The 26,502-nt window shown below is 70.9% G+C and carries 17 protein-coding genes; 9 read left to right on the top strand and 8 right to left on the bottom strand.

Going from position 1 to position 26,502, the window contains the following annotated elements; translation table 11 throughout:
- Positions 1-1,236: 1,236 nt before the first annotated feature.
- Both WMF11_RS36070 and WMF11_RS36065 read right to left on the bottom strand, forming a co-directional pair.
- Positions 1,237-1,755 carry a nuclear transport factor 2 family protein gene (locus tag WMF11_RS36070; protein WP_437543993.1) on the bottom strand — a complete coding sequence of 173 codons (519 nt, stop codon included), beginning with the start codon at positions 1,753-1,755 and terminating at the stop codon, positions 1,237-1,239.
- Between the two features lie 223 nt (positions 1,756-1,978).
- Positions 1,979-3,253: a SpoIIE family protein phosphatase gene (locus WMF11_RS36065; RefSeq protein WP_437973954.1), complete on the bottom strand. Its 1,275-nt coding sequence runs from the start codon at positions 3,251-3,253 to the stop codon at positions 1,979-1,981.
- 398 nt (positions 3,254-3,651) lie between these two features.
- On the opposite strand from WMF11_RS36065, the gene WMF11_RS36060 reads away from it, so the two are divergent.
- From WMF11_RS36060 to prs, 3 genes are read left to right on the top strand one after another with little or no spacing between them, the layout of a single operon-like run.
- Positions 3,652-4,680 carry a LolA family protein gene (locus WMF11_RS36060; protein ID WP_437973953.1) on the top strand — a complete coding sequence of 343 codons (1,029 nt, stop codon included), beginning with the start codon at positions 3,652-3,654 and terminating at the stop codon, positions 4,678-4,680.
- Positions 4,680-6,677 carry a class I SAM-dependent methyltransferase gene (locus WMF11_RS36055; protein ID WP_437973952.1) on the top strand — a complete coding sequence of 666 codons (1,998 nt, stop codon included), beginning with the start codon at positions 4,680-4,682 and terminating at the stop codon, positions 6,675-6,677. Before WMF11_RS36060 ends, WMF11_RS36055 begins: the two co-directional genes overlap by 1 nt.
- Positions 6,674-7,597 (top strand): ribose-phosphate diphosphokinase, encoded by a 924-nt coding sequence (prs, locus tag WMF11_RS36050; RefSeq protein ID WP_437543986.1) that lies wholly within the window; start codon positions 6,674-6,676, stop codon positions 7,595-7,597. The genes WMF11_RS36055 and prs overlap by 4 nt, the downstream gene beginning before the upstream one ends.
- Before the next feature lie 66 nt (positions 7,598-7,663).
- Here prs and WMF11_RS36045 read toward each other — a convergent pair whose 3' ends face one another.
- Positions 7,664-9,037 (bottom strand): DUF1552 domain-containing protein, encoded by a 1,374-nt coding sequence (locus WMF11_RS36045; protein ID WP_437973951.1) that lies wholly within the window; start codon positions 9,035-9,037, stop codon positions 7,664-7,666.
- A 358-nt stretch (positions 9,038-9,395) separates the two neighbouring features.
- Between WMF11_RS36045 and WMF11_RS36040 the strand changes: the two genes are divergently transcribed.
- The 3 genes from WMF11_RS36040 (at position 9,396) to WMF11_RS36030 (ending at position 11,421) form a co-directional block, all read left to right on the top strand.
- Complete coding sequence (locus WMF11_RS36040) at positions 9,396-9,614, top strand: hypothetical protein (RefSeq protein WP_437543984.1); 219 nt, start codon at positions 9,396-9,398, stop codon at positions 9,612-9,614.
- Positions 9,615-10,104: 490 nt separating this feature from the next.
- Positions 10,105-10,575 (top strand): ferritin-like domain-containing protein, encoded by a 471-nt coding sequence (locus WMF11_RS36035; RefSeq protein WP_437324392.1) that lies wholly within the window; start codon positions 10,105-10,107, stop codon positions 10,573-10,575.
- 75 nt (positions 10,576-10,650) lie between these two features.
- Entirely contained in the window at positions 10,651-11,421 is a 771-nt protein-coding gene (locus tag WMF11_RS36030) for a leucine-rich repeat domain-containing protein (RefSeq protein ID WP_437973950.1), read from the top strand.
- On the opposite strand, the gene WMF11_RS36025 is transcribed toward WMF11_RS36030, so the two are convergent.
- Positions 11,402-13,123: a M23 family metallopeptidase gene (locus tag WMF11_RS36025; RefSeq protein ID WP_437973949.1), complete on the bottom strand. Its 1,722-nt coding sequence runs from the start codon at positions 13,121-13,123 to the stop codon at positions 11,402-11,404. The two genes, WMF11_RS36030 and WMF11_RS36025, sit on opposite strands and share 20 nt — an antisense overlap.
- Complete coding sequence (locus WMF11_RS36020; RefSeq protein ID WP_437973948.1) at positions 13,120-13,728, bottom strand: hypothetical protein; 609 nt, start codon at positions 13,726-13,728, stop codon at positions 13,120-13,122. Before WMF11_RS36020 ends, WMF11_RS36025 begins: the two co-directional genes overlap by 4 nt.
- Before the next feature lie 400 nt (positions 13,729-14,128).
- On the opposite strand from WMF11_RS36020, the gene WMF11_RS36015 reads away from it, so the two are divergent.
- Positions 14,129-14,569, top strand: a complete 441-nt coding sequence (locus tag WMF11_RS36015; RefSeq protein ID WP_437973947.1) for a hypothetical protein — start codon at positions 14,129-14,131, stop codon at positions 14,567-14,569.
- A gap of 192 nt (positions 14,570-14,761) precedes the next feature.
- Here the strand turns inward: WMF11_RS36015 and WMF11_RS36010 are convergent, their stop codons facing one another.
- From WMF11_RS36010 to WMF11_RS36000, 3 genes are all read right to left on the bottom strand, one after another.
- Positions 14,762-15,520: a glutaredoxin domain-containing protein gene (locus tag WMF11_RS36010; protein ID WP_437973946.1), complete on the bottom strand. Its 759-nt coding sequence runs from the start codon at positions 15,518-15,520 to the stop codon at positions 14,762-14,764.
- Positions 15,517-17,616, bottom strand: coding sequence for an ABC-F family ATP-binding cassette domain-containing protein (locus tag WMF11_RS36005; protein WP_437973945.1), 2,100 nt, complete (start codon positions 17,614-17,616; stop codon positions 15,517-15,519). The genes WMF11_RS36010 and WMF11_RS36005 overlap by 4 nt, the downstream gene beginning before the upstream one ends.
- A gap of 174 nt (positions 17,617-17,790) precedes the next feature.
- Positions 17,791-18,417 carry a glutathione S-transferase family protein gene (locus WMF11_RS36000; RefSeq protein ID WP_437973944.1) on the bottom strand — a complete coding sequence of 209 codons (627 nt, stop codon included), beginning with the start codon at positions 18,415-18,417 and terminating at the stop codon, positions 17,791-17,793.
- Between the two features lie 498 nt (positions 18,418-18,915).
- Here WMF11_RS36000 and WMF11_RS35995 point away from each other — a divergent pair, with 498 nt between their 5' ends.
- Positions 18,916-21,201 (top strand): DUF3160 domain-containing protein, encoded by a 2,286-nt coding sequence (locus WMF11_RS35995; protein ID WP_437973943.1) that lies wholly within the window; start codon positions 18,916-18,918, stop codon positions 21,199-21,201.
- Between the two features lie 241 nt (positions 21,202-21,442).
- Positions 21,443-26,473 carry an AAA family ATPase gene (locus WMF11_RS35990; protein WP_437973942.1) on the top strand — a complete coding sequence of 1,677 codons (5,031 nt, stop codon included), beginning with the start codon at positions 21,443-21,445 and terminating at the stop codon, positions 26,471-26,473.
- Positions 26,474-26,502 lie beyond the last annotated feature (29 nt).

Raw genomic sequence — 26,502 nt, 5'->3', positions numbered from 1 at the left:
GCCGCGAGCTGCGCCCTGTGCGCCGCGAGCTGCGCCATGTGCCGCGCGCTGCGCCCATGTGCGGTGAGCTGCGCGCCGCGCTGCGTACTGCGGGCTGCGCCGCGTAGCGCGCTGCGCCTTTGGCGGGGAGCACGCCGTCGAGATACGACGCAAAGCGTCGATGGCAGTCGTCCTGCCCTGGTGCACTTCTTCGCTTCCACGGTGCAATGCGGGGCGTCCAGCGGATCGAGGATGAACATATTCATGTCCAGGTAAGCTTTGCGTTCTGGATCTGAACCCATCCCTGGATCGGACCAGTCCCTGCGGAAATGTATGACCGGTGCTGGCCTCCGAGGTCGCGCGCGCGCCTTGGAGGGAGGGTTTCAGCGGCAAATTTGGCTGCTGGGCGCCAGGACCGCGGCCCCTTCGCCGTTGGCCCGCCGGTTGCTCTATGTATCCACCAGATGTCGCCCCTGCTCGTCGTCCTGTTTCATGTGGACTCGAAGGGGGGACCCCTGGCATGACCTTCGCAATGCAGCCCCGGTCTTCGGGGGGGACGCCAAGCGAGGTGATCGGCGGCGCTAGCCGAGCGATCGCGACCCCGCCGTCACCCGAATGCCATGGCTCTTGCGGTACCGGGCTCCTTGATTGACTTGTCGCCGGGCGCCGGCGGACAGCTTCGGTTCACGTGACGACAGACGCCTTACGAGGCGATTAAGGAGGGATGGCCGAGGCACGCGCGATGCGCGTCGCCAATTGAGTTGGCTTAGCATGACCAGCTTGTCAGACCTCGGTCTGAGCTTTTCTTATCTGTTGTGCCGCTCTCGATGTTGACCCCGCTTCCCGCTTCGCTTCAGCTTCTCCCCTGCTTTGCTTGAGCTTGCTCGTTCGGTTCCGCTTCGCGCTTTTCACTTCGCTTCAGCTTCATCTTTCAGTTTGACTGGCTTCTCGGATTGTCTTAGTCTTCCGCCCGTCTTCGCTTTATCTTCGCTCTTTACTTGATTACGCTTCGTATCGCTTTCCTGGCTTCTCTCTTCTGACTTCTGATCTCTTCTGATCGCGGGCCTCTCCAGGACTCCGGTGGACTCCCCTCCACCGGCGCCCCTGTGCGGTCCCGGTGGGTCCGCGAAAGCGGGCCTCAGGCCGGCGGGTTCTTCCCGACCGGCCTTTCTTTTTGGTGCGCATGAGCGCTTCCCTGGCGTGCCCTCGACGCCGCGAAGCTCGCTGTTGGCTGCGTCTCGGGCTTGAGCGCGGTTGTCAGCGGCCGTCGTCGCCGGGGGTGTGCCTGGGGTGGACGGTGGCAGAGACGATCTTCCACTCGCCGTCGATCTTCTCGAGCCGCAGCACCACGGGCAGCTCGTCGCGCCGGACCTCATGCCCATGCCGGGCGCCGGTGACCGTCGCGGTGGCGGTCACCTCCGCCGTCATGCCGGCCGGATCGATCTGGATCTCCGTACCACCCAGGCTCACCTCCGCGGTCTGATAGACGACGGCTGCCTGGGTCGCCGCGTTCGCGAGCTCGTCGCGGCCGCGGAGGCTGTCGCCGATCTCGGCGATGCGGGCGCTCGCCTCCTTCGCGAAGATCTCGGCGAACTCACCGCGAATGCGGCCGTGGCGCACCAGCGGATTCCGCTCGCCGTCGTCGATGCGCACCGCGTTCTCGAGCTGGGTGAGCCGGTCGCGGATCCGTTCCTCCTCGGAGGGCGACAGCAGCAGCGCCGCCGCGCCGAGGACGGCGCCGGCGGCGATGAGCCCGAGCGGGATCCAGCGCTTCATGCTGCAAGTATAGGCGAAGGCGCCGCGCGCAGGGCGCGGAGCTCGACGTCGATGCCCTCGCCACGAGGTCGAGGCCGCTGCCGCTCCGGCCCGCCATCTCGACCGACGACGAGGTGAGCCCCGCGACGACGCCGCGCAGGAGCTGCGGCGTGCGCGGGTGCTCCGGCCGGCCGAAGCGGAGCGAGTCGAGGTTCGCGATGGGGCGGTCCCGCGCGGGTTCGCGCTAGGAATCCCGCTTCACGAGCAGCGCGGTGAGGTCGTCGATCTGCTTGGCCGAGCCGGCGAAGCGGCGCACCTCGGCGAGGAGCGCGCCGAGGATGTCGGACGTGGGGCGCGCGTGCAGGCGGTGGATGAGCTCGCCGACGCGCTCCTTGCCGAACACCTGCCCGGCGGCGTCCTGGTACTCGTAGAAGCCGTCGGTCAGCAGGACGAGGAGATCGCCCGGCGCCATCACGAGGGGCGGCGTCGGGGGCAGCTCGAGATCCTTGAACATGCCGAGCGGGACGGTCGACGGATCGCGCCACACGACCTGGCCCTCGGCCGCCCGGTAGTGGAGCAGCGGCCCCTGCCCGGCGGCGTGGAAGCGGAGCTGGTGCGTCGTCGGGTCGAGGATGCCGAGGAACGCCGTGATGAAGCGGTCGTTCGGCAGGTCCTCGAGGAGCTGCTGGTTCACGTGGTGCATGAGCGCGTCCATGTCGGCCGAGAGGCGCAGGCCGATGCGGAGCATCGCGCGGAACTGGGTCACGCTGAGGGCGGGGCCGATGCCGTGGCCGGCCGCGTCGGCGAGCAGCAGCAGCATCGGCGACATGTCCACGCGCTCGTCGAGGCGGATCACGTCGTAGATGTCGCCGCCCGTGTCGTCCGCCGGCTTGCTGAACGCCGACAGCGAATAGCCGGGGCAGCGCGGCAGCCGCCGCAGGAGGATGTTCTGCTGGATGTCGCGCGCGATGGTGAGATCGTGCTCGAGCTTCAGCTTGATCATGCGCTCCTCGAGCAGGAGCGTGCGCTGCACGGCGACGGCCGCCTGCGCCGCGAGCAGCTCCGCCACGTCGCGCTCGTCCGGGCCGAAGTGGTCCGCCTTCGAATTCAGCATCTGGAGCACGCCGACGAGCTTGTCGTCGAGCCCGATGAGCGGCACCGTGATGAGGGATTTGGTGTGATACCCCGTCCGGCGGTCGATCTCCTGATTGAACCGCGGGTCGGAATAGCAGTCGTCGACGAGGATGGTCTGGCGCTTGCGCGCGCACTCCCCGGCGATGCCCTTGTCGATGCTGACGCGGATCTGGGCCTCGCCCGTGGCGACACGGGAGTAAAGCTCCTTGGCCTCCTCGTCGTAGAGGAAGACGCTCCCGCGGTCGGCGCCTATCACCTCCCGCCCCGTCTTGATGATGAGCTCGAGCAGCTCGGTGAGATCGCACGGCGCCGCGAGCTTGCGCGAGACGTCGAGGATCAGGATGAGCGACGACGCATCGATCAGGGAGGGAGTGCCCACGCGCATGCGGCCGGAGAGTTTGGGCTACGTGGAAATAGGGGTCAAGACATGGTCTCGCCCGGGGTGCTCGTGACGATCTCGTCGCCCGCGCGTGCCCACGCCGCCGTTCCGCCGTTCCGGCAGGGTTCCGCCGCTCAGCCAGCCGTCGCGCCGTCGTTCCGCCGCCGTTCCGCCGCCGTGGGGACCTCCGGCGTCCCTTGGCGTGCTCCGGCGAGCGTCGGCGTCCCTGCCCTCGGCGCGGCCCCATTTTTCGAGCGACGGCGGCCGCGAGCGCCCCCGCGACGACGCGAGATCGCGGTCGATGCCGCCGGCGCAGGGACCGGGGCGGTGGAGGTCGGCGCTACCACCTCGGCCCTACCTGTCCTAGAACACGCGACGCACTCTCCTTGAAAGCGAGCTCTTCGATGAACCGCCTCCGCCTCGTCGCCCTCGTCCCGGCCGTTGCCCTGGTCGTGGCGGCCTGCGACGCGCCGCCCGCTCCCGCCGGCGCGGCGCCCGACGCCTCGCCCTCCGCCGCGCAGTCCCTGCCGGAGCCGGCCGACGCGCCGCCGCAGCCGGCCGACGCGCCGCCGCAGGCAAGCGCCCCCGCGGCGGCCCCCGGCGCGGGCGCTCCGGCGGCGACGGACGCGGCGGTGCCGGCCGACGCGGGCGCGCCGGCGGAGGACGCGGGCCGGAAGCGCGAGGACGCGGGCGCCGCGACGGCGGCGCGCGACGCGGGGACGCCCGTCGGCGACGCGGCGGCGCGCGACGCGGGCGGAGGGCGCGCCGAGGCGCCGGCGGCGACCTCCGCGCCCGCGCCCGGCACGGCGGCGCCGCCCGCGGTGCCGCCCGCCGCGGCGGGATCCGCGGACGCCGTCGCGGCCGAGGTCGACGCGATCTTCGTGGGCAAGAAGACGTACGTCGCCCGCTTCAAGCAGGAGCACACGCAGAAGGTCTCGGGGGCCGTCAAGAAGCAGAGCGGCGCGCTGTCGGTCCAGAAGCCGGACAGGATCTCGTTTCGCTACGATCCGCCGAACCAGAACCGCATCGTCTCCGACGGCGTGTCGCTCAAGGTCTACGTCGCCGAGGACCGGCAGATGTTCGTCACGCCGGTGCAGAACTCGGAGTATCCGGGCGCCCTCTCGTTCCTCATGGGCCACGGGCTCCGCCCGTCGTTCACGTTCACCTTCAACGAGAAGGCGAAGTTCGAGGGCGGCCCCGTGCTCGTCGGCAAGCCGCGCGCGCCGACTCCCCACTACGAAGTCGTGATGTTCTATATCGACAAGGCGCTCCTCGCGAAGAAGGACCCTGGCGTCGTGCGCCGCGTCCTCATCGTCGACGCGCAGGGCAACCGGAACCGGTTCGACTTCGAGAACGCGTCGCAGCCCGCGTCGATCGAGCCGGCGGAGTTCCAGTTCACGGCGCCGCCCGGCACCGACGTCAAGCAGAACTGATGACCCCGCGCCTCTCGCTCCCGGAGCTCTTTCCCGACATCCATCCGGCGTGGATCCTCGCCGAGGACGGCGATCTCATCGTCGTCGACAAGCCGGCTGGCCTGTCCACACACGCGCCGGAGGCGGAGCGGATCGACGACATGGTGACGCGCCTCCGCGCCTTCCTCCGCGGCCGGGGCGACGCGGAGGCGTACCTCGGCATCCACCAGCGGCTCGATCGCGACACGTCGGGCGTCCTCCTGTTCACGCGGCGGCGCGAGGCGAACGCCGCCGTCGCGCGGCAGTTCGAGGGGCGCACGGTGCAGAAGACGTACGTCGCCGCGGTCTCCGGCTTCGGCGATCGCCCGCCGCGCGGCACCCTGCGGCACCGCCTCGTCCCGGCGCCGGGAGGTGCGATGCGCGCGCTCGCCGAGACCGGCGGGGCTCGAGAGGATCGGGCCGCGAAGCGGGAGGATCGGTCCGCGAAGCGGGAGGATCGGTCCGCGAAGCGGGAGGATCGGTCCGCGAGGCGGGAGGATCGGGCCGCGAGCGGCGTGCTGGCGATCACCCGCTACCGCCTCCTCGAGCGCCGCGGCGACCGCGCCCTGCTCGAGCTCCGGCCCGAGACAGGCCGCACGCATCAGCTCCGGGTGCAACTCGCGGCGATCGGCCTCCCCATCGCCGGCGATCCGCTCTACGGCGGCCCCGAGGCCCCGCGCCTGCTCCTGCACGCCGCCGAGCTCCGCCTCGATCACCCGGCCACGGGCGCGGCCGCGACCTTCCGCTCGCAGCTGCCTGCAGTCTTCGAGGCGTGGCTCGCGGCCGCGCCGGCGGATCCGTACGCGGGCGGCGTCGCGGCCGTCGAGCGCGCCATGCGCGAGGCCGCCGAGCGGCGGTACGGGATCGCGCGCGCCGGCGACACGACGGCGCTCCGGCTCGTCCATGGCGCGGGTGACGGCCTCCCCTCCGTCTCCGTCGATCTGTACGGCGAGCACCTCGTCGTGTCGCTGTTCGGCGCGGGCGAGGGCGAGCCGGGCGCGCCGCCGCGGGACCTCGTGCTCGACGCGGCCCACCGGCTCGGGGCGAAGGGCGTCTACCTCAAGGCGCGCCCGAAGCACGCGAGCGTCATCGTCGACGCGCGGCGCGAGGAGTTCGCGCCGCGGCACGCCGTCCGGGGGGAGGACGCCCCGGAGGAGTTCACCGTCCTCGAGCACGGCTTGCCGTTCAAGGTGCGGCTCGGCGACGGGCTCTCGACCGGCATCTTCCTCGACCAGCGCGAGAACCGGCGGCGGGTGCGGGAGCTTTCCCGGGGGGCCCGGGTGCTGAACCTGTTCGCCTACACGGGGGCGTTCACCGTGGCGGCCGTGGCCGGCGGCGCGCGCGAGAGCGTGACGGTCGACGTGTCCCGGGGCGTCGTCGCCTGGGCGCGCGACAACCTCGCCGCGATCGGCGCGGACCCGGCGGCGCACGTCGTTGTCGAGGCCGACGTGTTCCCGTGGCTGAAGGCCGCCGCCCAGTCCGACCGGCGCTTCGACCTCGTCGTGCTCGATCCGCCGAGCTTCGCGACCACGAAGAAGAGCCGCTTCAGCGCTGCGAGCGATTTCGGCGCGCTCGCCGCGCTCGCCTTCCGCGTGCTCGCCCCGGGCGGCAGGCTGCTCGCCTGCACCAACCACCGCGGCATCGCGCGCGCCAGGTTCCGGCGTCATTTGCACGAGGCCGCGCGTGAAGCAGGATGCGACGTCGTGCAGATGAAAGATCTCCCCGATCCCGTCGATTTTCCCAGCGAGCCAGGCGCGGAGTCCCACCTGAAGAGCGTCCTCGCCAGCGTGGGCGCGCCGCCCGCGAGGGCAGGGAAGGCTGCGCGGCCAGCGAAGACCGCGCCGTTCGCGAAGGCAGGGAAGGCCGCGCCGTTCGCGAAGGCCGCGCCGCCCGCGAGGGCAGCGAAGGCCCCGGCTGCCCGGGGCGCGCGCCGAGGGCCCGCCGCTCCGGCCCGGACGACCCGCCGAGGTGCGCGATGAGCCAGCGGCGCCTGCTCATCACGATCAGCTCGTACAGCTACCTCGAAGCTGCCTTCCTGGCCGCGGGCGACTTCGAGCGCGGCCTCGTCGAGCGCAAGAGCTTCCCCGACGGCGAGCGCTACCTGCGCGTCGCGGTCGACTGCTGGGGGCGCGACGTGGTCCTGCTCGGCGGCGCCCCCCGGGACCTCGACTGGCTGGAGATCTACGACCTCGGCTGCGCCATCTCGCGCGCAGGCGCGCGGTCGCTCTCCATCGTGATGCCTTATTTCGGCTACGCGACCATGGAGAGGGCCGTGAAGCCGGGCGAGGTGGTGACCGCGAAGACGCGGGCGCGGCTCATCTCGGCGATCCCCTCGTGCGACGCGGGCACGCGCATCTTCCTCTTCGATCTGCACACCGATGGCATCGAGTTCTACTTCAGCGACTCGCACGTGACGCGCCACCTCTACGGCGCTCCGCTCATCACGCAGGCGGTCCGCGATCTGATGGGCGATCGCCCGTACGTGCTGGCGGCGACGGACGCCGGTCGGGCCAAATGGGTGCAGAGCCTCGCCCGCGGCCTCGGCGTCGAGCCGGCGTTCGTGTACAAGGAGCGGAGAGGCGACGGCGTCGGCGTGACCGGCATCAACGCCGATGTCTCGGGCCGCGAGGTCGTCATCTACGATGACATGGTCCGCACCGGCTCATCGCTCGTCCAGGCGGGGCGCGCCTACCTCGCCGCCGGCGCGTCCAAGGTCCACGCCGTCGCGAGCCACCTCGTCTTGCCGGGCGACTCGCTCGAGAAGATCAGGAAGGCCTCCGTGTTCACGACGCTGCTCGGGACCGACTCGCACCCTGGCAGCCAGCAGCTCGTCGACGCGCCCGGCGCCCTCCACTCGGTGGCGCCGCTGCTGGTGCGCGCGCTCGAGCGGGAGACCTAGAACACCTCCGGCGAGCTGCGATTCAGGCGGCGGACCTCGCCTTCAGCCAGGCATCGCGGCAAATGCCTACGTGAGGTTCGTGAGCGGCCCGGTGCAGTGCTCACGCGAGCCGAACGTGGTCCGGGTGTCGCCGAACAGGTTCAAGATCGAGACGAGCAGGTCGTTGTGCGGGAGGTTCGGGTACCGGACCCAGCGCCCGGTGCGCAGGCCCCCGCCGCCGCCGGCGAGCAGGAACGGCATGTCCTTCTTGGCGTGGGTCGGCGGATCCGCGATCTCGGAGCCGAAGAAGACGACGCTCTCGTCGAGCAGCGAGTGCCCGCCCATGTCGACCTTGTCCATCTCCTGCAAGAGATAGAGGTGCTGCGCCGAGTACCAGGTGTAGATGAGCTCGCACTCGACCGGCCTGAAGCCGCCCATTTCCTGGTAGAAATGGTGGTGCTCGGTCAGGTTCAGCCACGGCAACGTGTACTTCGCCTCGGTGTCGCTCCACTGCAGGGTGCCGACCGCGGTGATGTCGCAGGCGAGCGCCATCACCAGCATGTCCGTCATCAGCTTGCCCACCTTGGGGATCGCCGCGTCGGTCGCGCTGTCCACGATGACGCCGGGGTCGTCCGCGTCGAGCCCCGCGCTCGGGTCGTAGTCGGACGTGTCGACCCTCATCGGGGCCCGGCAAGCGCTCGTCGTGGCCGGCGTGCTGCCGAGGCCCTGCTCGATCTCGCGGATCTTCGTCAGGTGCTCTTCGAGCTTCTGCTTGTCGGCCGCGCCGAGCCGCGCGGAGAGGGTGGTGTAGCGCCGGTCGAGGTAGTCGAGGATCGATCGCTTCCGCGCGAGGCGGAGGGCGGCGTCGTTGCTGGCGCCGGGGTCCAGCGTGCCGAAGAGCTCCGTGAAGATTTCCACCGGATCGAGGCGCGGCTGGATGGGGCTGTGCGGCGCGGTGTCCTCGAAGTTGGCGATGTTCATCGGCGACATCCGGCCGTGGGACTTGCCCGTCCCCCAGCGCACCGCGAGCTGTACGCTCGCCTTCGCCTTCTGACCGGCGGAGATCCGGGAGGCGATCACCTGATCGATGGACGGCCCCCTCGCGTAGCCGGCCGAGGTGGTCATCTGATCCGTGCCCGTGAGCCAGGCGATGATCCCGCACTGGTGCTGCTCCCCGCGCGCGCTCTTCATGTCGAGGCCGTCGACGACGAGCAGCCGGTCCTGCACCGGCGCGAGCGGCGCCAGGATGGGGCCCAGGGTGAAGCTCGTCTCGGTGCCGGTCGGACGCCAGCGGTCGATCAAGGTCCCGCCGGGCGTGTAGACGGCGAGGAAGCGCCGGGCGGGGGCGGGCTGCGCGTGCGCCGGGCGCTCGGGTCCCATGATCTCCAGCCACGGGAGCGCGACGGCGATGGCGCCGGCGCCTCGCAGCACAGCACGCCGGCTCAAGCGGAATTTCGACATACCCTCGCTCCTTTCAAGTCAAGCAGCCATGTGGAGGAAACCGTCCGTCCGGGTGAGCTCGACGAGGAGCGCAGGTTCGTGACCGGAGGACCCGGACATCGTTCTCGCTCCTCGCCCGCACCGGCCACGCGGAGGCCCCATGATTCAACAACACCCTTTACGAATTGACCAGGGGGATTGTCGTGCGGGGCCCACCACGACGCGGCTCACCACGAGAGCACATGCCGCCGTGCGCTGGTGCGAGGGGCCACGTCGTCGAGCGCGGCGCGCGGCGCCGAATTCCCTTGCCGGCGCCGATCGGCGCGTGGATGCTCGCCCCGGATGCGCGGCTCGCGCAGAAAGGATGAGCGTCGAGGCCATGGACGAGCTGGTACGACAGGTCGCAGAGAAGGTTGGCATCTCGGAAGACAAGGCCCGCGTGGCCGTGGAGACGGTGGTCGGTTTCCTGAAAGAGAAGCTCCCCGCGCCGCTCGCCGCCCACGTCGAGACCGCGCTCGGCGCGGCGGCCCCCGCCATCGCCAACCTCGACGTCGGCGGCCTCGCAGGCTCGCTCGGCGGCCTTTTTGGCAAGAAGTAGCGGCATCTCCGCCGAGCGCGCCGCCGGAGCGCTCTCGACCGAAGTCCATCTCTCCTCTCCTGATCCTGACCTGGACGACGCCGCCTTTGCGCTTCGGGCGCTTCGGGTGGAGATGCGCTCATGTCCAGGACGTGCTCGCGCTTCGCTGCCTGGCGCGGCGTGAGCATGCGCCGATCGCGCCCCGGCACGTCACGGCTCCGTCCTGGTCCGGCGCGCGCTCGACCCAGCGCCGCGACCGCGGCCTCGATCTGGGTTGAGTCTTCGCATCCCCTCGGGCGCGGGCCCTGGAGCGGGCCGTCTCGGGCGCGGCGGCGGGCGACAAGCGTGGAGAACCGCAAGTTTCCTGGACGACGCGCGCGCAGCGATGGATAGCGGCTGCACAGGCGGGCTCCGGCACCGGGCTTGCGAGCATCGAAGGCCTGGAGAAGCACCCGCCCACCTCCCTCTTCACGCGGGCGGTCCGCTTCCGCGAGGAGAGGAGCGATATTCCATGGCGTCCGTGATCGGCGGCGAAGCCGCGTTCATCGGGTCCTTGACCGAACTGATCGAGCTCAACTGGTCCACGGTGGACGCGCTCGCAGCAGCGCTCTCGCGGATGAGCCGACCAGGCGACAAGAGCCGGCTCGCGAGCTTCCTTCACGATCACGAGCGTCACCTCGAGGTGCTCGCCGCCCTGGCCCACGAGCTCGGCGAGCCGCCGGTGGAGAGCGCCGTCCGACCCAAGCTGAAGAGCAAGGCGCTGACGAACGGGATGGTCGGAGATCGCGCGATCCTCGAGGCGATGAGGCATTACGAGGAGGACAGCTGCGCTGCTTACGAGCGGATGATATCGTTCCGCGAAGGCCTCTCCGAGCGCGCGCGCGACGTCCTCCGGCACTCGCTCGCGGTGGAGCGGCGCCACCGGGACTGGTTCTCCGAGCAGCTCGACTCGCGACAAGGGCTTTTGCTGTTGCCGCTGTAGCGCGCCAGCGCCCTTTGGAAGACGCGGCTTTCTTCCATCGTCTCGTGTATCATCGCGGCGATGATTCGCCCTCTCGTGCTTGCATCCCTTGGCGTCGCCCTTCTCCTCCTCGGCTGCGACGAGCCCCAGAAGCCCGTTGCGGCAGCGGCCTCGGCCGCGCCTTCTGCTGCGAAGCCCGCCGACGCGCCTCCTGCCGCGAGCCCCGCGGCCACGGCCAGCGCGCCGCCGAAGAAGCAAGAAGTGGAGTGCACCAAGAGCGACCCGGTGACCTTCTCTCATCCGGCGCTCGAGGCCAAGGTGCGGCAGCAGCTCCAGAAGCCCGAGGGGCCGATCAAGCGCGCCGAGCTCAAGAACATCAAGACCATGAACCTGTCGGACGCCCAGGGGCTCGACGAGCTCGATCCGTGCCTCTTCCCCGAGCTCACGGGCGTCAAAGGGCTCTACCTGCCGCCGGGCAAGATCGACGACCTCCGCCCGATCAAGGGCCTGCTCCGGCTGGAGTCGCTGCGCGTCTCGGCGACCCTGGTCAAGGACCTCTCGCCGCTCTCCGGCCTGGTCAAGCTCGACCGGCTCGACATCGGCCGGACGCCGGTCGCCGACCTCTCGCCGCTCGCCGGCCTCACCAGCCTCACCGAGCTCCAGCTCGACGAGACCGAGGTGACCGACGTGAGCCCGCTCGCCGGCCTGAAGAAGCTCGAGATGCTCCAGATGAAGCGGACGCGGGTGAGCGACGTGTCGCCGCTCCGCGAGCTCAAGAGCCTGAAGAACGTGTACCTCGAGGGCTCGCGGGTCGAGGACGCGAGCCCGCTCCGGTCGATCCCCGGGATCAAGATCCACGAAGGCTGAGGCGGCCGGCCTTCGCGCCGCCGCCTGCGCGTCGCGCCGAGCGCCGCCGCCTGCGGGCCGCGCCGAGCGCCGCCATCGCGAAGAGCCCGAGCTGCCAGCCTGCCCCAGGGGAGCCCTCGGCGCCCGCGCCGGCTGCGCCGCACTCGCAGCGCAGCTGCCCGTGAACGCCGATGTTCGCGCCGGGCGCGCCCTCCTCCACCTCTCCGGCGGCTGGAGCGCCCCCGGAGCCGGCCTCGCCGGCCCCGCCGGCCCCGCCGGCGCCCGCGCCGCCGCCTTCGCCCGGCAGCGGCGGCGCGTCGATGACGTGGAGCGCCGGCCCGGCGCCCTGCACCAGGAACGGGCGCGGCCGCAGCGCCGGCCCGAGCGGCAACGCGGCGAGCCTCGCTGCCGGCCACACGACGGCCTCGCCCGGATCGAGGTGCCACGCGGCAGCCGCCTCGGCATCCGGCACGGCCCGCCGCTCGGCGCCGTCGATCAGCCAGAGGGAGGCCACGCCGTCGTCGCCGCGCACGAGCAGCGGCGACGAGGGGAACGCGTCGCCCTCCGGCAGCGCCTGGAGCGCCGACTCCGGCACGACGGCGACGTCCCAGAACCGCGAGAACCCCCAGGCGTCCAGCGCGCCGTCGCCGCCGAGCGGTCGCCTCACGCCGGAGGGCAGATCGAGCGGGCACTCGAGGGACCTCGGGCTCCCCTCGAGCTCCACCTCCTCGCCGCTCAGCGCGTCGACGCCGTAGGCGTGGACCGCGTGGTCGCCCCCGAGCAGGCTGAGCGGCATCGGCGCCTCGAAGCCGTGCGCGCACGAGCCGAGCGGCTCGCAGAGGTCGTCGCGGCGCACGTCCGCGGGGAAGCTGTAGCCCTCGGCGCCCGCCTCGGTCGCGGGGACGTCGAAGTAGAGCCGCGCGTCGCCCGGCGCGCTCTCCGCGTCCGGGTCGCGGGTCCATCCGGCGATACCGCTGCAGCCGGCGGCCTCGAGGGCGCCCTCGGGGGGCTCGTTGAGCAGCGCCTCGTACGAGGCGACGAGCGATGTGTAGGGCGGCACGTAGACCACGCCGACGCCGCTCACGGACTGCCGCACGTTGAAGTGCAGGTGAATGGTCGTCGGCGTGCTCCCGTAGACGTTGGACACCCGCCCGATGCGCTCTCCCCGCGAGACGTCCTGGCCGGGCGAGACCTGGACATCCGACATGTGCAGGTAGTCGTAGCGAGTCCCGTCCTCGCCGGTCAGGTAGACAGAGTAGCCGCCGACGCTCGTGATGGTGCCATCGACCACCGCGACGACCCAGTGTCTTCCCGCCTCGCACGTCCCCGGCCGGATGTCCTGCCCCTGGTGCCCTGTGCCGGAGGGGCAGAGAGGCATCTCCCACGAGCGCGACTCACAGTAGTTGTCGTGCCACGGATAGGCGTAGTTGTCCGTATCGCACTGTCCACCGGCCGGGCCCGCGCTCCCGCCTTTGCCGTAGACCTGGGAGTTGGCGAACGCCGGGCCCTCCTCGAGCGGAAAGCGCATGGAGGGCGCATACACGACGTCGTCGGCGCGCCCCTCTCCCGAGCCTGGAAGGAGCTCGCCGGCCGGACGGTACGAGAACGGATCGGCGGCGGCGGCGCGCGGCGGGAGCGCGACCGCGAGCGCGAGCGTGGCTGTCGCGATCAGCGAGGCGAGCGCGGCGGGGCGGGGGCGCGGCGGGCGGAGCGGCGCGATCATCGCATGTCTCCCGCGGCCCTGGGCTCGTCGCCGCCCACATAGACGAGCTCCGAGGCGAGCTCGAGGACGAGCGCGTCCGAGGCGCAGGCCGGCGCCTCCGGGGAGGCGCACTCGACGTCGAGCGCGTACGAGACGCCGTTCTCGATCCACGACGCGCTCCAGATACCCTCGTTCGCCGTGACGAACGCCGGCCCCCCGCGCACGGCGCGGGGCCCCCGAAACGGTGGAATGCTTGGATATTTGTGCGCGAGGCGGGTCATCGTGAGCGAGACGGTGATCGCTTCCGTCTTTGCCCAGAACGAGGTCCAGTGCTCCCTCGCGACGAGGACCGGCGCCGCGAGGAGCTCGCGCCGCGACGGCACGAGCACCGGGACCCGCGAGGCCCTGGCGGCGTGGGCCGCCGTCTCCGGGAGCGCCGCGAGCGCGGTCCGGTCGACCGAGGCGGAAGGGGGCCAGGTGACGGCGGTGATCACCGGGGTCACCGCCGCGGACAGCGGCTGGACGGCCGCCGGATCGGGCGGCGACTCGGAGGGGGGCGCGGTCGGCTCGCACGCGGCGACCGCGACAGAGAGGAGGATGGATACAGCAAGAGGCACGCCGCGCATGGCTCCTCCCGAGCGGGGGATCATCGATTCTAGTCGAGAACCTGCATGCGTGGCCAGGGGATGGCGGCACGCGAACGCGACGTCGTTCGGGTGTGATCCGGACGACCAAACGCAGTGCGAGACGGTTTCATGCGCCAGCGTGTCAAGCGACGCCAGGGTCGATCTAGACTGCGGATGCCGCGCCGGGTGAGCCTTGGACGTACCCCCGGAACACGACCCGTTCTTCGGTGTCTGTGACGACCTCGTGCTGGCTCAGCGCTCGATGAGGCTGTATCGGTGAGCCCCCGCGATCCTGCTCAAACTTCGGATTCTTCCTGTGCTGGATGACGGGAGGATTCATGATACACGTAGGCACCCCTGCCCCGCCGGTCCTCGCGCCAGATGAACAACTGAGGCTTGAATGAGTCGCTCTGCCTCGATCGATATCCGCATTCCGGGACTCAGGTCGAAATTCCAGGACGTCGTGGCCGCGTTGCTCGAAGCTGGTTGGTCCTACGATGATCATGGGCATATAAGCTACTTGCCGGCCGGAGATCGAGGGGATTTCGACTGGCAGTGGGCGCGGCTCGATCGCTGGTCGGATGTCCTTGCCGTGATCAAGCACAAGGAGGACGTGGGCGAGCTCGTGGGGGTCTCCTTGGTACACAAGGAGGCTGGTTCCGGCGGAGGACTCCTCCTGGATCCCAGCGACGACTGGCTGCTGCTCAGCCTCACCATCAACGTGCGCGACGTGCACGGGGTCCCTGGTATCGTCGATTTTACCTGGTATCTCGAGCGTCTCGTCCCTGCGATCTCGCGTGCGGGGCTCTCCATCGAGCAGGTGGAGTGCAGCCAGTTCTGACGCTGCAGCTCCAGCAGACTGCGCACACCGGCGGGAGCGGGGTGATGCCGTGAGGCCCGGCAGAGAAGGACTCCGCCAGAGGAGGGGATGGCGGAGCACGGGATAGGGCCGCTTTCGGGCGGTCAGCGTGCGCAGGGCTGCGGCCCGGGCCGGCCACGCTCCTGACGAGCGCGGAGCCCCGCCGTGGCTGCGTCAGAGCGTCGTCCCGCCCGCCGCCCGCGCGAGCGCCTGGTCGATCGCCCCCGGGCTGAACCCCACGAGGATCTGCCCCCGCACGTCGATGATCGGGATGCTGCCCCCGCGCTGGTGGCTCTTCGCGAGCTTGTCCTGCATCTCCGCGGCCGCGCCCGCGTCCTCCTCGATGTCCTTCACCACCGCGGCGATCCCCTTCGAGCGCAGGTAGTCCGCGGCCTGGTGGCACGGCTTGCACCACGAGGCGCCGTAGATGATCACCGTGACCCCCGCGAGGTGGCTCGGCGCGCCCGGCGCGCCGGCGCCCGCAGAGCCGCCGGGGCCCGGCGCCGCGGGCGGCGGCGCCGTCTTCGCGATGTGCTCGGCGCGCCGCTTCTCCAGCAGCGACTCCCATTCTCTCCGCGGCATCGTCCGGACCGCGTACGTGCCGTCCGGCCGCTTCTGCGTCAGATCCGCGATGTAAAACGCGTCCCGCGTCCCCTCCGTCCGATCCGAGAGCATGGCGCGCACGAGCGCGCGGCCCTCGGCCGGCACGTCGGCCGGGCGCAGCTCGACGTGCGTATCGCCCTTCTCGTCGATCCACGTCAGCATCAGGTTCGCCGTGTCGTCGCGGAGCTCGAGCGGCGGCAGCTCGGCGACGGCCTGCGCGGGCGTGGTGCCGTCATCGCGCTTCTCCTTGCACGCCGGGCCGAGCGCCGCCGCCGTGGCGAGCGCGAGCAGCACCCCCGCGATCCGCGCCCCCCCGGCCCGCCGCTTCACGCCTCGCCTCCCGCCGTCGTCGCCGAGGCCCCGAGCTCCTCGCTGAGCGCCATCCACTCCGCCATCGCGGCGTCGACGCGCTTCGCGAGCGCCTGCTCCTCGCGCGCCGCCGCCGCGAGCTTCGCCCAGTCGCCGCCCGGGTCCTGCTTGAGCGCCTCGCGCATCTCCGCGAGCCGCGACTCGCCCGCCGCGATCTCCCCCTCCAGCTCCTTGACCCGCTTGCGCTTGCGCTCCGTCGCCCGCGCCGCCGCCTTGTCGCTCTCGAACGCCCGCCGCCGCGCCGCCGCGTCGCCCGCGCCCGCGTCGTCCGGCGGCGGCATCGTCGCGCCGCTCCGCCGCACCGCGCGGCCAGACGCCTTCGCGCCCCGGTCCGCCGCCTCCGCCTTCGGCTCCTCGCGCGGCGGCGGCGCGCTCGCCGTCTTCCGCGCTCCCCGCGCGCCCTTCGCCCTCTCGCCCTCCTCGCGCGCGCGCTCCGCCTCCTCCGCCTCGGCCGCGAGCTTCTCGAGGTTGTCGCGGTAGTCGCGGAAGCCGCCGGGGTAGATGTCCACGCGCCCCTCGCGCACCGCGACGATGCGCGTCGTCACCGCCTCCAGGAACCTGCGGTCGTGCGAGACGAGCAGCACCGTGCCCTCGAAGCCCGCGAGCGCCTCCTCGAGGATCTCGGCGGCGGGGATGTCGAGGTGGTTCGTCGGCTCGTCGAGGAAGAGCAGGTTGCGCGGCTCGAGGAGCAGCTTGCCGAGCGCGAGCCGGCTCCGCTCGCCGCCGGAGAAGCCCTGCACCTTCCGGAGCGCGTCGTCCCCGTAGAACCGGAAGCGCGACAGGTACTGGCGTGTCGCGTCGACGTTCATGTCGGCGCGCACGCTGCGGATCTCCTCGACCGCGGTCCTCGACGGGTCGAGCGAGCCGAGGTGCTGGTCGAAGTAGCCCTGGCAGAGGTTCGTCCCGCGCCGCACGTCGCCCGCGTCCTCGGGCGCTCCCGCGCCGGCGAGCAGCTTGAGCAGCGTCGACTTGCCCGTCCCGTTGGGCCCCACGATGCCGACGCGGTCGCCGCGCCGCAGGAGGAGGTCCACCCCGGAGAAGAGCGTGCGCCCGCCGCGCGAGGCGCCGAGCCCGCGCGCGTCGAGCACGATGTCCCCGCTGCGCGGCGCCGGCGCGAACCGGAACCGGACCTTCTCGGCGGTCGCCCACACGTCCTCGGGCCGGTCGATCGTCTCGAGCTTGTCGAGCATCTTGCGCCGGCTCTGCGCCTGCTTCGTCTTCTGGCCGGCGATGTTGCGCCGGATGAAGTCCTCGGTCTTGGCGACGAACGCCTCTTGCCGCTCGGCGAGCTCCCGCTCCCGGGCGAGGTCCTCCTCGCGGGCGACGGCGTAGTCGCTGTACCTGAGCGGGTAGGCGCGGAAGCTGCGCTGCCCGAGCTCGAACGTGTGCGGGCAGACGGCGTCGAGGAACGCGCGGTCGTGCGAGACGCAGAGGAGCGCGCCGCCGAGGCCCGCGAGGTGCTTCTCGAGCCAGGTGATGGTCTCGATGTCGAGGTGGTTCGTGGGCTCGTCGAGCAGCAAGAGATCGGGCTCGATGGCGAGCACCACGCCGAGCTGCAGGCGCCCGCGCTCGCCGCCCGACAGGCTCGAGACGGGGCGATCCATGTCGGCTGGCGAGAACCCGAGGTGGGCCGCGATGATCTCCACGCGGCGCTCGAGATCGTCGCCGCCGGCGATGTGGTAGCGGTCGGTGAGATCGCTGAGGCGGGCGAGATCGGCCTCGCTGCCGCTGGCGGCCGCGTGCTGCGCCGCGGTGAGGGCGTGGCGCAGCTCGAGCACCTCCGAGAACCCGGAGAGGAAGGCCTCGAGCACCGTGCCCTGGGCCGCGAGCTCGTGCGACTGCCGGAAGTACGCGAACCGGATCCCCTTGCGGATCACGACCGAGCCCGTGTCGGGGGTGAGCTCGCGGGCGACGAGGCGGAGCAGCGTCGATTTGCCCGCGCCGTTCGGGGCGACGAGCGCGGCGCGCTGGCCTTGCTCCAGGGAGAAGGTGATGCCCTGGAAGAGCCTGTCCGCGCCGTAACCGAAGCTGAGGTCGGCGACCTGGAGGACCGTCATTGCGGCCGAGTTCTAGCATGTGTCCGGCGCGCGCAAGGGCGCTCGGGGCGCGGGGCCCACATCGCGCGGCCCACATCGCGTGGACAGCGTGGATGACCGTGAGCGCTCGCCGCGCGGTCGATGAAGAAGAGGCGGGGCGCGCCTCGCCCGCCCGGGCGAGCGAGGCGCTCGGGCTCAGCCCTCGGCCATGACCGCCTTCACGGCCGGGCGCTCCATGATGCGGCCGAGCCATCCCTTCAAGCTCTTCAGCTCGGAGATGTCGATCTTGCCCGCCTGAAGGCCCCAGCCGAGCACGGACGCGAGGTCGAGATCCACCAGGGTACAGCGCTCGCCGGTGAGGTACTGGCGGCCGTCGAGGCGGCCGTCGAGGATGCGGAGCAGGCTGCGCGTCTCGGTCAGCGCCGCCTCGGCCTGCTTCGCGTCTTGCTGCTCCTTGGGGAACCAGTCGCTCGTGTTCTTGATGTAGCGGAACAGGGCGCTGGTCAGGTTGACCTGGCCCCAGACGAGCCACGTCAGGGCCGTCAGCTGCTCGGGCGAGCCGGGGGCCGGCCACAGGCCCTTCTCGACGCCGTAGCGCTCGCCGAGGGCGATCTGGATCGCCACCGACTCGAACATCGGGGTGCCGTCGATCACGAGGGTCGGCACCTGGCCATTGGGGTTGAGGGCGAGGAACTCCGGCTTCCTCTGGTCGCCGGCGCGCAGATCGACCCGGACGGCCTCGTGGGGGACACCGAGCTCGGCGAGCGTCAGACGGATGCGCCCAGCGCTCGATTGGGGGGAGTAATAGAACGTGATGGTCATGGTTCGCCTCCGGCGCCCCTTGTAGTGGATCCGATTCGCCGCCGTCACGCTCATCGTGCATGGGACCGCCAAGTTTCCTCGGGGCCCCGTCGAAACAGCGATGTTCCCACTTTGTCATGGGGAGCAAGAAATCGACAGAATCGCGCGGGGAGCGCGGGGACGCTCAGGCGTCGATGGGCGTGAAGCGTGAAGCGTGAAGAGGACAGTCGTCGGGACGACACGACCGATTCTCCTCTCCGGCGGTCGTCACGGTCTCACCACGCCCTCTCCGCGCAGCGCAAGCCTCGAATGATCCCACCTGATCCCGGCGCGGCGACATCGTGCCAGTCCTCCGCAGCAGCGCATCCTCGCGATGGTGCCGTATCCTGCTGTATCCGAGCGGATCTTTCCTGTTGTGGACGAAGAGGGGAGCGCGCCTCGCGCCCGCGGCACTGTCCTTGCCCGCAGCGGGGGCGCCGCGCTCCGCGCACCGGAGCCGCGCTCTGGAAGGGAAACACGATGCGCAAAATGCTTCTTCACTTTCACGTCGTTCCGATCCTCCTCGCCCTCGCCGGCGGCTGCTCCGGCGAGAGCAGCCAGCAGACCGACACCGGCGGCACGCAGACCGGCGGCACGCAGACCGGCGGCACGCAGACCGGCGGTACGCAGTCGGAGCAGCCGCCGGGGCCGCTCGGGCCCGAGCAGCAGGCGGAGCTCAGCGCGCTGCTCGACGAGCAGGAGTCCTCGGCGAACATGACCGCCGAGGACTTCGCCTCGAGGTACGCCGTCCCCTTCGCCACGGGCCTGCCCTACGCGCCTGCGGACGCCGAGGGCCTCTCGCTCGTCCAGGGCACCTCCCTCGCCCTCGACGAGGACGAGCTCGCGAAGCTCTCCGAGAGCGGCTTCGTCATCTCGGAGAAGAAGGCCTTTCCGACCTTCGTTTACGGCTACGCGAGCATCTATGCGCTCGATCTGCCGCTCTACGTGTCCGCCGACTCCATCCTGTACGCGGTCCACCGCTCGTACGACGCGATCCTGAAGGGCGTGGAGCTCGCCGCGCTCGCGCCGGAGCTCGGGGCGATGCTCGAGGAGATGCGCGCGCGGCTCGCCTCGGGCGCCGGCGGCGAGCTCGGCGCCGAGGCGCGCGCCGACGCGGACCTCTTCACCGCCGTGGCGCTCTCGCTGCTGAGCGACGCGCCCGTCGCGCCCGTGGCGGGCGCCGACGCCGCGAAGATCGACGAGCTCGTCGCGGGCGCCAAGGCGCACCAGGGCGCGGGCAAGGTGCGCCTCTTCGGCTCCGAGCGGATCATGGACTTCTCGCAGTTCGAGCCCCGCGGCCACTACACCGACTCGCCGGAGCTCCAGCGCTACTTCCGCAGCATGATGTGGCTCGGCCGCGTCGACTTCCGCTTCCTCGAGACCCAGCAGGACGGCACGCAGGTCCTGCAGCGGCGGCAGCTCGAGGGCGCCTATGTGCTGCGCGCCCTCGCCGACGAGGGCACCCTCGCCCGGTACACGCGCATCGACGACACGGTCCAGACCTTCGTCGGCGAGAGCGATTACATGACGCTGCCCGAGCTCGACGTCCTGCTCAAGGACCTCGGCCTCGCCGGCGCCGCCGGCCTCGCCGGGCTCCCGGACGAGCAGATCATCGACGTCGTGGTGAAGAAGGGCCACGGGACGCAGCGGATCTCGAGCCACATCATGATCAACGGCCTCGGCAAGGGCACGATGCCGCTCTCGTCGAGCTTCGCGCTGCTCGGCCAGCGGTACGTCGTCGACTCGCACGTCTTCTCGAACGTGGTCTACGACCGGGCGATGGGCGGCGCCGTCAAGCGCATGATGCCGAGCCCGCTCGACGTGGGCTTCGCCGCGCTCGGCAACGATCAGGCGGGTCAGCTGCTCGCGCCCGAGCTCGGGAAGTTCCCCTACGCGCCGGACCTGCACATGATGCGCGTGCTCGTCGACGCGCACCCCGGCGACTTCTGGAGCAAGAACCTCTACAACCACTGGCTCGGCGCGCTGCGGGAGCTGTCGCCGGCGAAGGCGCTCGCCGACACGACCGGGCTGCCCGGGGTGGCGAAGACCGAGGCGTGGGGCCGGCGCCTCCTGAACACCCAGCTCGCCTCGTGGGCCGAGCTCCGGCACGACACGCTGCTCTACGCCAAGCAGTCGTACACGAGCGGCGCCACGTGCGAGTTCCCGGACGCCTACGTCGACCCGTACCCGGCGTTCTTCGCGCGCATCGCCGAGCTGGCGGAGCAAGGCAGCCGCGCCGTCGAGGCGCTCGATCTGTCGGGCGCGCCGTCGCTGCTGGCGCAGCGGGTGCCGGCGTACTTCGCGAAGCTGCAGAGCGTCGCGCGGACGCTCGGCGAGATGGCCGAGAACGAGCGCGCCGGGGTGCCCCTCACCCAGGAGCACCTCGATTTCATCAACCAGGCCGTCCGGATCCAGACCGGCTGCGGCTCGGACGAGGGGGCGGTGGGCTGGTACGCCGAGCTCTTCTTCGACGTCTTCCAGACCGTGGCCGAGGATCCGACGATCGCCGACGTGCACACGCAGCCGACCGACGAGGGCGGGGCGCCGGTCGGGCGCGTGCTGCACGTGGGCACCGGCCGGCCGCGGCTCATGGTCGTCACCGCCGATCCGTGCGGCACGCCGCGCGCCTTCGTGGGGCTCGCCTCCTCGTACTTCGAGAAGATCACCGAGGACTTCGAGCGCATGACCGACGAGGAGTGGGCCGGCGAGCTCCACGAGGCGACGCCTGACGACGTCGCCTGGATGAAGGACCTCGTCTCCCGCTGAGCCAGCTCGGGGAAGCGCGCCGGAACGATTCCACTTCGGTGGAATTGTGTCGAGTTGTGCCGGCGCGTCAGGGTGATCATGGTTTGTCTGCCCGCTCGCTTCGTGGCGCGAACAGACCGTCGTGTACACATCTCCATTGCAATTTTGCACCAGGCCCTGCGATACCTGAACAAGGGGGATCGCTGCGTTGCCACCCGGTTCCAGGGGAGAGACCGGGCGAGCGAGCGTTGCGGGAACGCGCATGATCAGTCTGTCCGAGTACGCGCTCACGGACGTGGTTCACGAAGGCAGGAGCGTCGTCGTTCACCGTGGTTACCGGAAGCAGGACGGCGCGAAGGTCATCGTCAAGCGGCTGAAGGCCGAGCTCCCCGACCCTACAGAGCTGGCGACGCTGCGGCACGAGCACGCGATCCTCAGGGAGCTCGCGATCGCCGGTGTCCCGAGGGTCCACGGGCTCGCGACGTCCGAGCGCGGCGTGGCGCTCGTCATGGAGGATACCGGCGGGCGGGTGCTCTGCGACATCCTGCGTGAAACAGGCCTCGATCTCCGGACCACGCTGGAGGTCGCCATCGCCCTCGCGGCCATCCTCGAGTCCCTCCATCAAAGGCGCATCGTCCACAGGGACGTCAAGCCGCACAATGTCCTCCTCGATCTGGAGTCGAAGGCGATCAGGCTCATCGATTTCGGCATCTCGGCGCGCCTCGCCCAGGAGGTCCAGGCGATCGGCAGCCCTGAATCGCTCGAAGGTACGCTCGCGTACATCTCGCCCGAGCAGACCGGCCGCACGAGCCGGCTCGTCGATCACCGCTCCGACCTCTACTCCCTCGGCGTCACGCTGTACGAGATGCTCACGAGGTCTCTGCCTTTTCGAGCGGTCGACTCCGTGGAGCTCGTGCACAGCCACATCGCGAGGACACCGACCTCGCCATGCAAGGTGTCGCCCGACGTCCCAAGGGCGGTGTCGGACATCGTCATGAAGCTCCTGTCCAAGGCCCCCGAGGACCGGTACCAGAGCGCTCACGGCCTCCGCGTCGATCTCGAGGCCTGCCTGTCTCAGCTCGTGCGGGCCGGGCGGGTCGAGCCGTTCCGCCTCGGAGGGCACGATCTCTCCGCCGAGCTCTGCATCCCGCAGAAGCTCTATGGCCGGGAGGCGGAGACCGCCGCGCTCCTGTCCGCCTTCGAGCGCGCGGCGCAGGGGGCGACCGAGCTCGTGATGGTCAGGGGCCCTGCCGGCGTCGGCAAGTCCGTGCTGATCAAGGAGATACGGCACGCCGTCGCGCACCTGCGCGGAGGGTACTTCATCGCTGGCAAATCCGATCAGCTCGACCGGAATGTCCCGTATGCCCCTTTCCAGCAGGCGCTCCGGGAGCTGATCCGGCAGATCATGGTGGAGCCGGCGGAGGCGCTGAAGGGCTGGAGAGACCGGATCACGGCGGCGCTCGGGGAGAACGGGCAAGTCATGGTCGATCTCGTCCCCGAGCTCTCATGGCTGATCGGGCCGCAGCCGAGCGTACCGGAGCTCGGGCCGACCGAGGCGCAGGGCCGCTGCCACATGGTGTTTCAACGCTTCATGAGGGCGCTCGGGTCCTCCGAGCGCCCGTTCGCCTTGTTCCTCGACGACCTGCAGTGGGCCGATCCAGCTTCGCTGAACCTGCTCAAGATCATCCTGAGCAACACGGGCGGCGCTCATCTGCTCGTGATCGGCGCGGCCCGGGATCAGGAGGTCGACGAGGGACACCCGCTCTCGTTCGCCCTCAGCGAACTCCGGAGCGCGGGCGCGACCGTCTCCGAGCTGGCCCTCGGGCCTCTCGGCCTCGCCGACGTGAACCAGCTCCTGTCCGACACCCTGCACTGCGAGCGTGATCGCGCGGCGCCGCTCGCCTCGCTCCTGTTCGAGAAGGTGCACGGCAACCCGTTCTACCTGACGCAGCTGCTCCGGCGGCTCCACGAGCAGCAGCTCATCACGCTGGACCGGAGCGCTGAGGCATGGACCTGGGACCTCCGGCGTATCCAGGACACGCCCATCGCGGAGAACGTTGTCGAGTTCATGGTCGACAGCCTGCGAAGGCTCCCGGCCGAGACCCAGGAAGCTTTGAAGCTCGCCGCGTGCTTCGGGCACCAGTTCGATCTGGAGACGCTCGCGCTCGCTCGCGAGAGGCCCCTCGCGGAGACGGCCGCGCACCTGTGGGGGGCGATGGACGATGGGCTCGTCCTGCCCCTCGGCGCCGACTACCGGTTTTACCATGATGGCGTCGCGCGAGACGCGGACATCCCGGAGCAGCCGGCCTGCAACGTCTCCTATCAGTTCCTCCACGATCGCGTGCAGGAGGCCGCCTACGCCCTGATCGAGCCCGCGGGGAGGCCCGAAGTGCACCTCAGGCTCGGACGGCTCTTGCTCGCCCGCCGCGAGGGAGCGAGCGGCGACGGCGAGACGTTCGCGATCGTCGACCACATGAACCTGGGCGCCGGCCTGCTTGGCTCGGAGGACGAGCGGCGCGAGCTCGCCCGGATGAACCTCGCGGCCGGCCGGAGGGCCAGGTCCGCGGCGGCCTTCGAGGCGGCGTTCCGGTACCTGGACGCCGGGATCTCGCTCCTCGACGGGCTCGCGGACGGCTGGGAGCGGGGCGGCGAGCTGACCTTCGCGATGCAGATGGATCTGGCCGAGTGCGAGTTCCTCACCCGCCGCTTCGAGCGCGCGCTCGCGCGGTGCGACGTCCTGCTCGGCCGTGCGCGAGAGCGGATGGAGAAGGTGCGCATTCACGAGCTGCGCATCACGGTGTACATGGCGCAGGGGCGTTATGCGGACGCCATGGCCGCCGGGCTGGCGGGCCTCGCGCACTTCGGCATCGAGCTGCCGGAGAGCGGCGAGCAGATCGCGGCGGTCGTGCAGGCGGAGCTCGCGGACGTGCAGGCCGGCCTCGGCGGGCGCCGGGTCGCGGAGCTCATCGACGCGCCCCTCATGACGGACCCGGACAAGCGGGCCCTCATGAGGTTCCTCGTCGTCATGCTCAACGCCGCGTTTGCGTCGAAACACCCGCTCTTTGCTTTCCTCATCGCCAGGCAGGTCAATATCTCCCTCAGGTACGGTCACTCGGACGGGTCCGCGAGCGGCTATGTCACCTACGGGTTCTTTCTCTCGGTGGCCCGGGCGCGCTTCAAGGAGGGCCACGAGTTCGGGCAGCTCGCCATCGATCTCAACGACAAGCTCAACCACCGCGAGATGGTCTGCAAGTTGAACGTCCAGTTCGCGGGGTTCATCCATCGCTGCAGGCACCTCCGTAAGGCGCTGCCTTACTTCGAGCGGGCCTACGACGCCGGCGTGCAGTCCGGCGACTTCTTCCTGCCCTACGCCTGCTTCCAGATCGCCGAGACGCGGCTCGCCCTCGGCGAGGAGCTCGGGAACGTGGGCGAGGTGATCGAGAATCTCCTCGCGCTCTCGCGGCGGCTCAAGGACAGCCCGAGCGTGGCGGTGCTGCAGATCATGCGGCAGATGGTCGCGAACCTCACGGGACAGACCAAGAGCCGAGGCAGCCTGGGCGATGACGGGTTCGACGAGGCCGCCTTCGTCGCGACGCTGCCGGAGCTGCCGCTCGCCGCGTTCTGGTACCACGTGATCAAGGCACGGCTCGCGTTCCTCTACGAGGACCCGCAGGGGGCCCTGGCGATGGCGGAGCTCGCCGCGCCGATGGTGGCCATCGCCGGAGGCACGCCCACGGTGGACCAGCTTCCCTTCTACGCCGCGCTCTCGATCCTGGCGCTGCCAGACGCGGCAGAACGGGAGCGGCGCGGCGCAGCGCTCGCGCAGCATCAGACCCGCCTCTCGCTCCTCGCGGAGAGCTGCCCCGAGAACTACCGGCACCGCCATCAGCTCGTGCTCGCCGAGGTGGCGCGCGTGGCCGGGAGGGAGGTCGAGGCGATGGCGCGCTACGACGAGGCGATCTCCGGCGCGCGCCAGAGCGGCTTCATCCACGAGGAGGCGCTGGCGAACGAGCTGTGCGCGAGGTTCCTCGCGGCCGCGGGGAAGGTGAAGGCGGCGCGCGTCCACATGACCGAGGCGTACGACGCCTATCGGCGCTGGGGGGCGATCGCGAAGGCGTCGCACCTCGCGGAGCATCATGCCCATCTCCTCCAGGACTCCGCGCCGCCGTCAGGCGAACGGTTGACGTCGGTGTCGCTGCCCACCACCACCACGTCGAAGAGCGCGGCGCTCCTCGACGCGACGACGATCCTCCGGGCAGCGCAGACCATCTCCGGCGAGCTCGTGCTGGATCGCGTGCTCGAGCGCCTGATGGGGCTCGTCCTCGAGAGCGCCGGCGCGCAGCGGGGCGCGCTGCTGCTCGCGCGCGAAGGCCAGCTGCTCGTCGAGGCGACCGCCACGGTCGAGCCGAGCAGCGTGCTCGTGGGCCTCTCGCTCCCCCTCGAGCAGAGCGGCGACGTCGCCCAGGCGGTGGTGCGCTACGTGGCCAGGACCAAGGAGCCCGTCATCCTGAACGCCGCCGCGCAAGACAGCCGCTTCGCCGCCGATCCGTACGTCATCGCGCGCCGCCCGCGCTCCGTCCTGTGCGTCGCGCTCTCGCACCGGGGCCGCCTCACGGGCGTGCTCTATCTGGAGAACAACGCGGCGTTCGGCGCGTTCACCGCGTCGCGGCTGGAGGTGTGCGAGATGCTGTCGTCGCAGGCGGCGATCGCGGTGGAGAACGCGCTGCTCTACGCGAGGGTCGAGGCGGCGAGCGCCGAGCTGCGGCGCGCCAACGAGGGGCTGGAGGGCGAGGTCGGGCGCCGGACCGCCGAGCTGCGGGAAGCCAACGACAGGCTCGCGCGCGAGCTCGTGGAGCGCGAGCGCACGGAGACGATGCGCACGGCGCTCCAGGAGGAGATCCTGCGGGTCAAGGACGAGCGGCTCGCGGAGATGTCGACGCCGCTCATCCCGATCTCCGATCGGGTCGTGGTCATGCCGCTCGTCGGGACGGTGGACCCGCCGCGGGCGCTCCAGCTGATGGCGACGGCGCTCGAGGGCGTCCAGGGGAGGGGCGCCAGCGTCGTGATCATCGACATCACCGGCGTGAAGCTCGTCGACACCGAGGTCGCGAGCCTGCTGATCCGCACCGCGGACGCGCTGAGGCTGCTGGGCGCCCGCGCGGTGCTCACCGGGATCAGCCCCAGGGTGGCGCAGACGCTCGTGGCGATGGGCGTCGATCTCGGGCGCATGGTGACGAAGCAGACGCTCCAGAGCGGCATCGCCTACGCGATGGGGAGACCCGCCGCGGCGTAGCGCGCGCTCGCGCGACGCCGCCGCGGCGA

Origin of the sequence: Sorangium sp. So ce295 (genome assembly GCF_051527405.1) — a bacterium.
Taxonomy (GTDB): domain Bacteria; phylum Myxococcota_A; class Polyangia; order Polyangiales; family Polyangiaceae; genus Sorangium; species Sorangium cellulosum_B.
The sequence above is the reverse complement of the archived record's forward strand: the minus strand, read 5'-3'. Positions and strand labels throughout refer to the sequence as shown.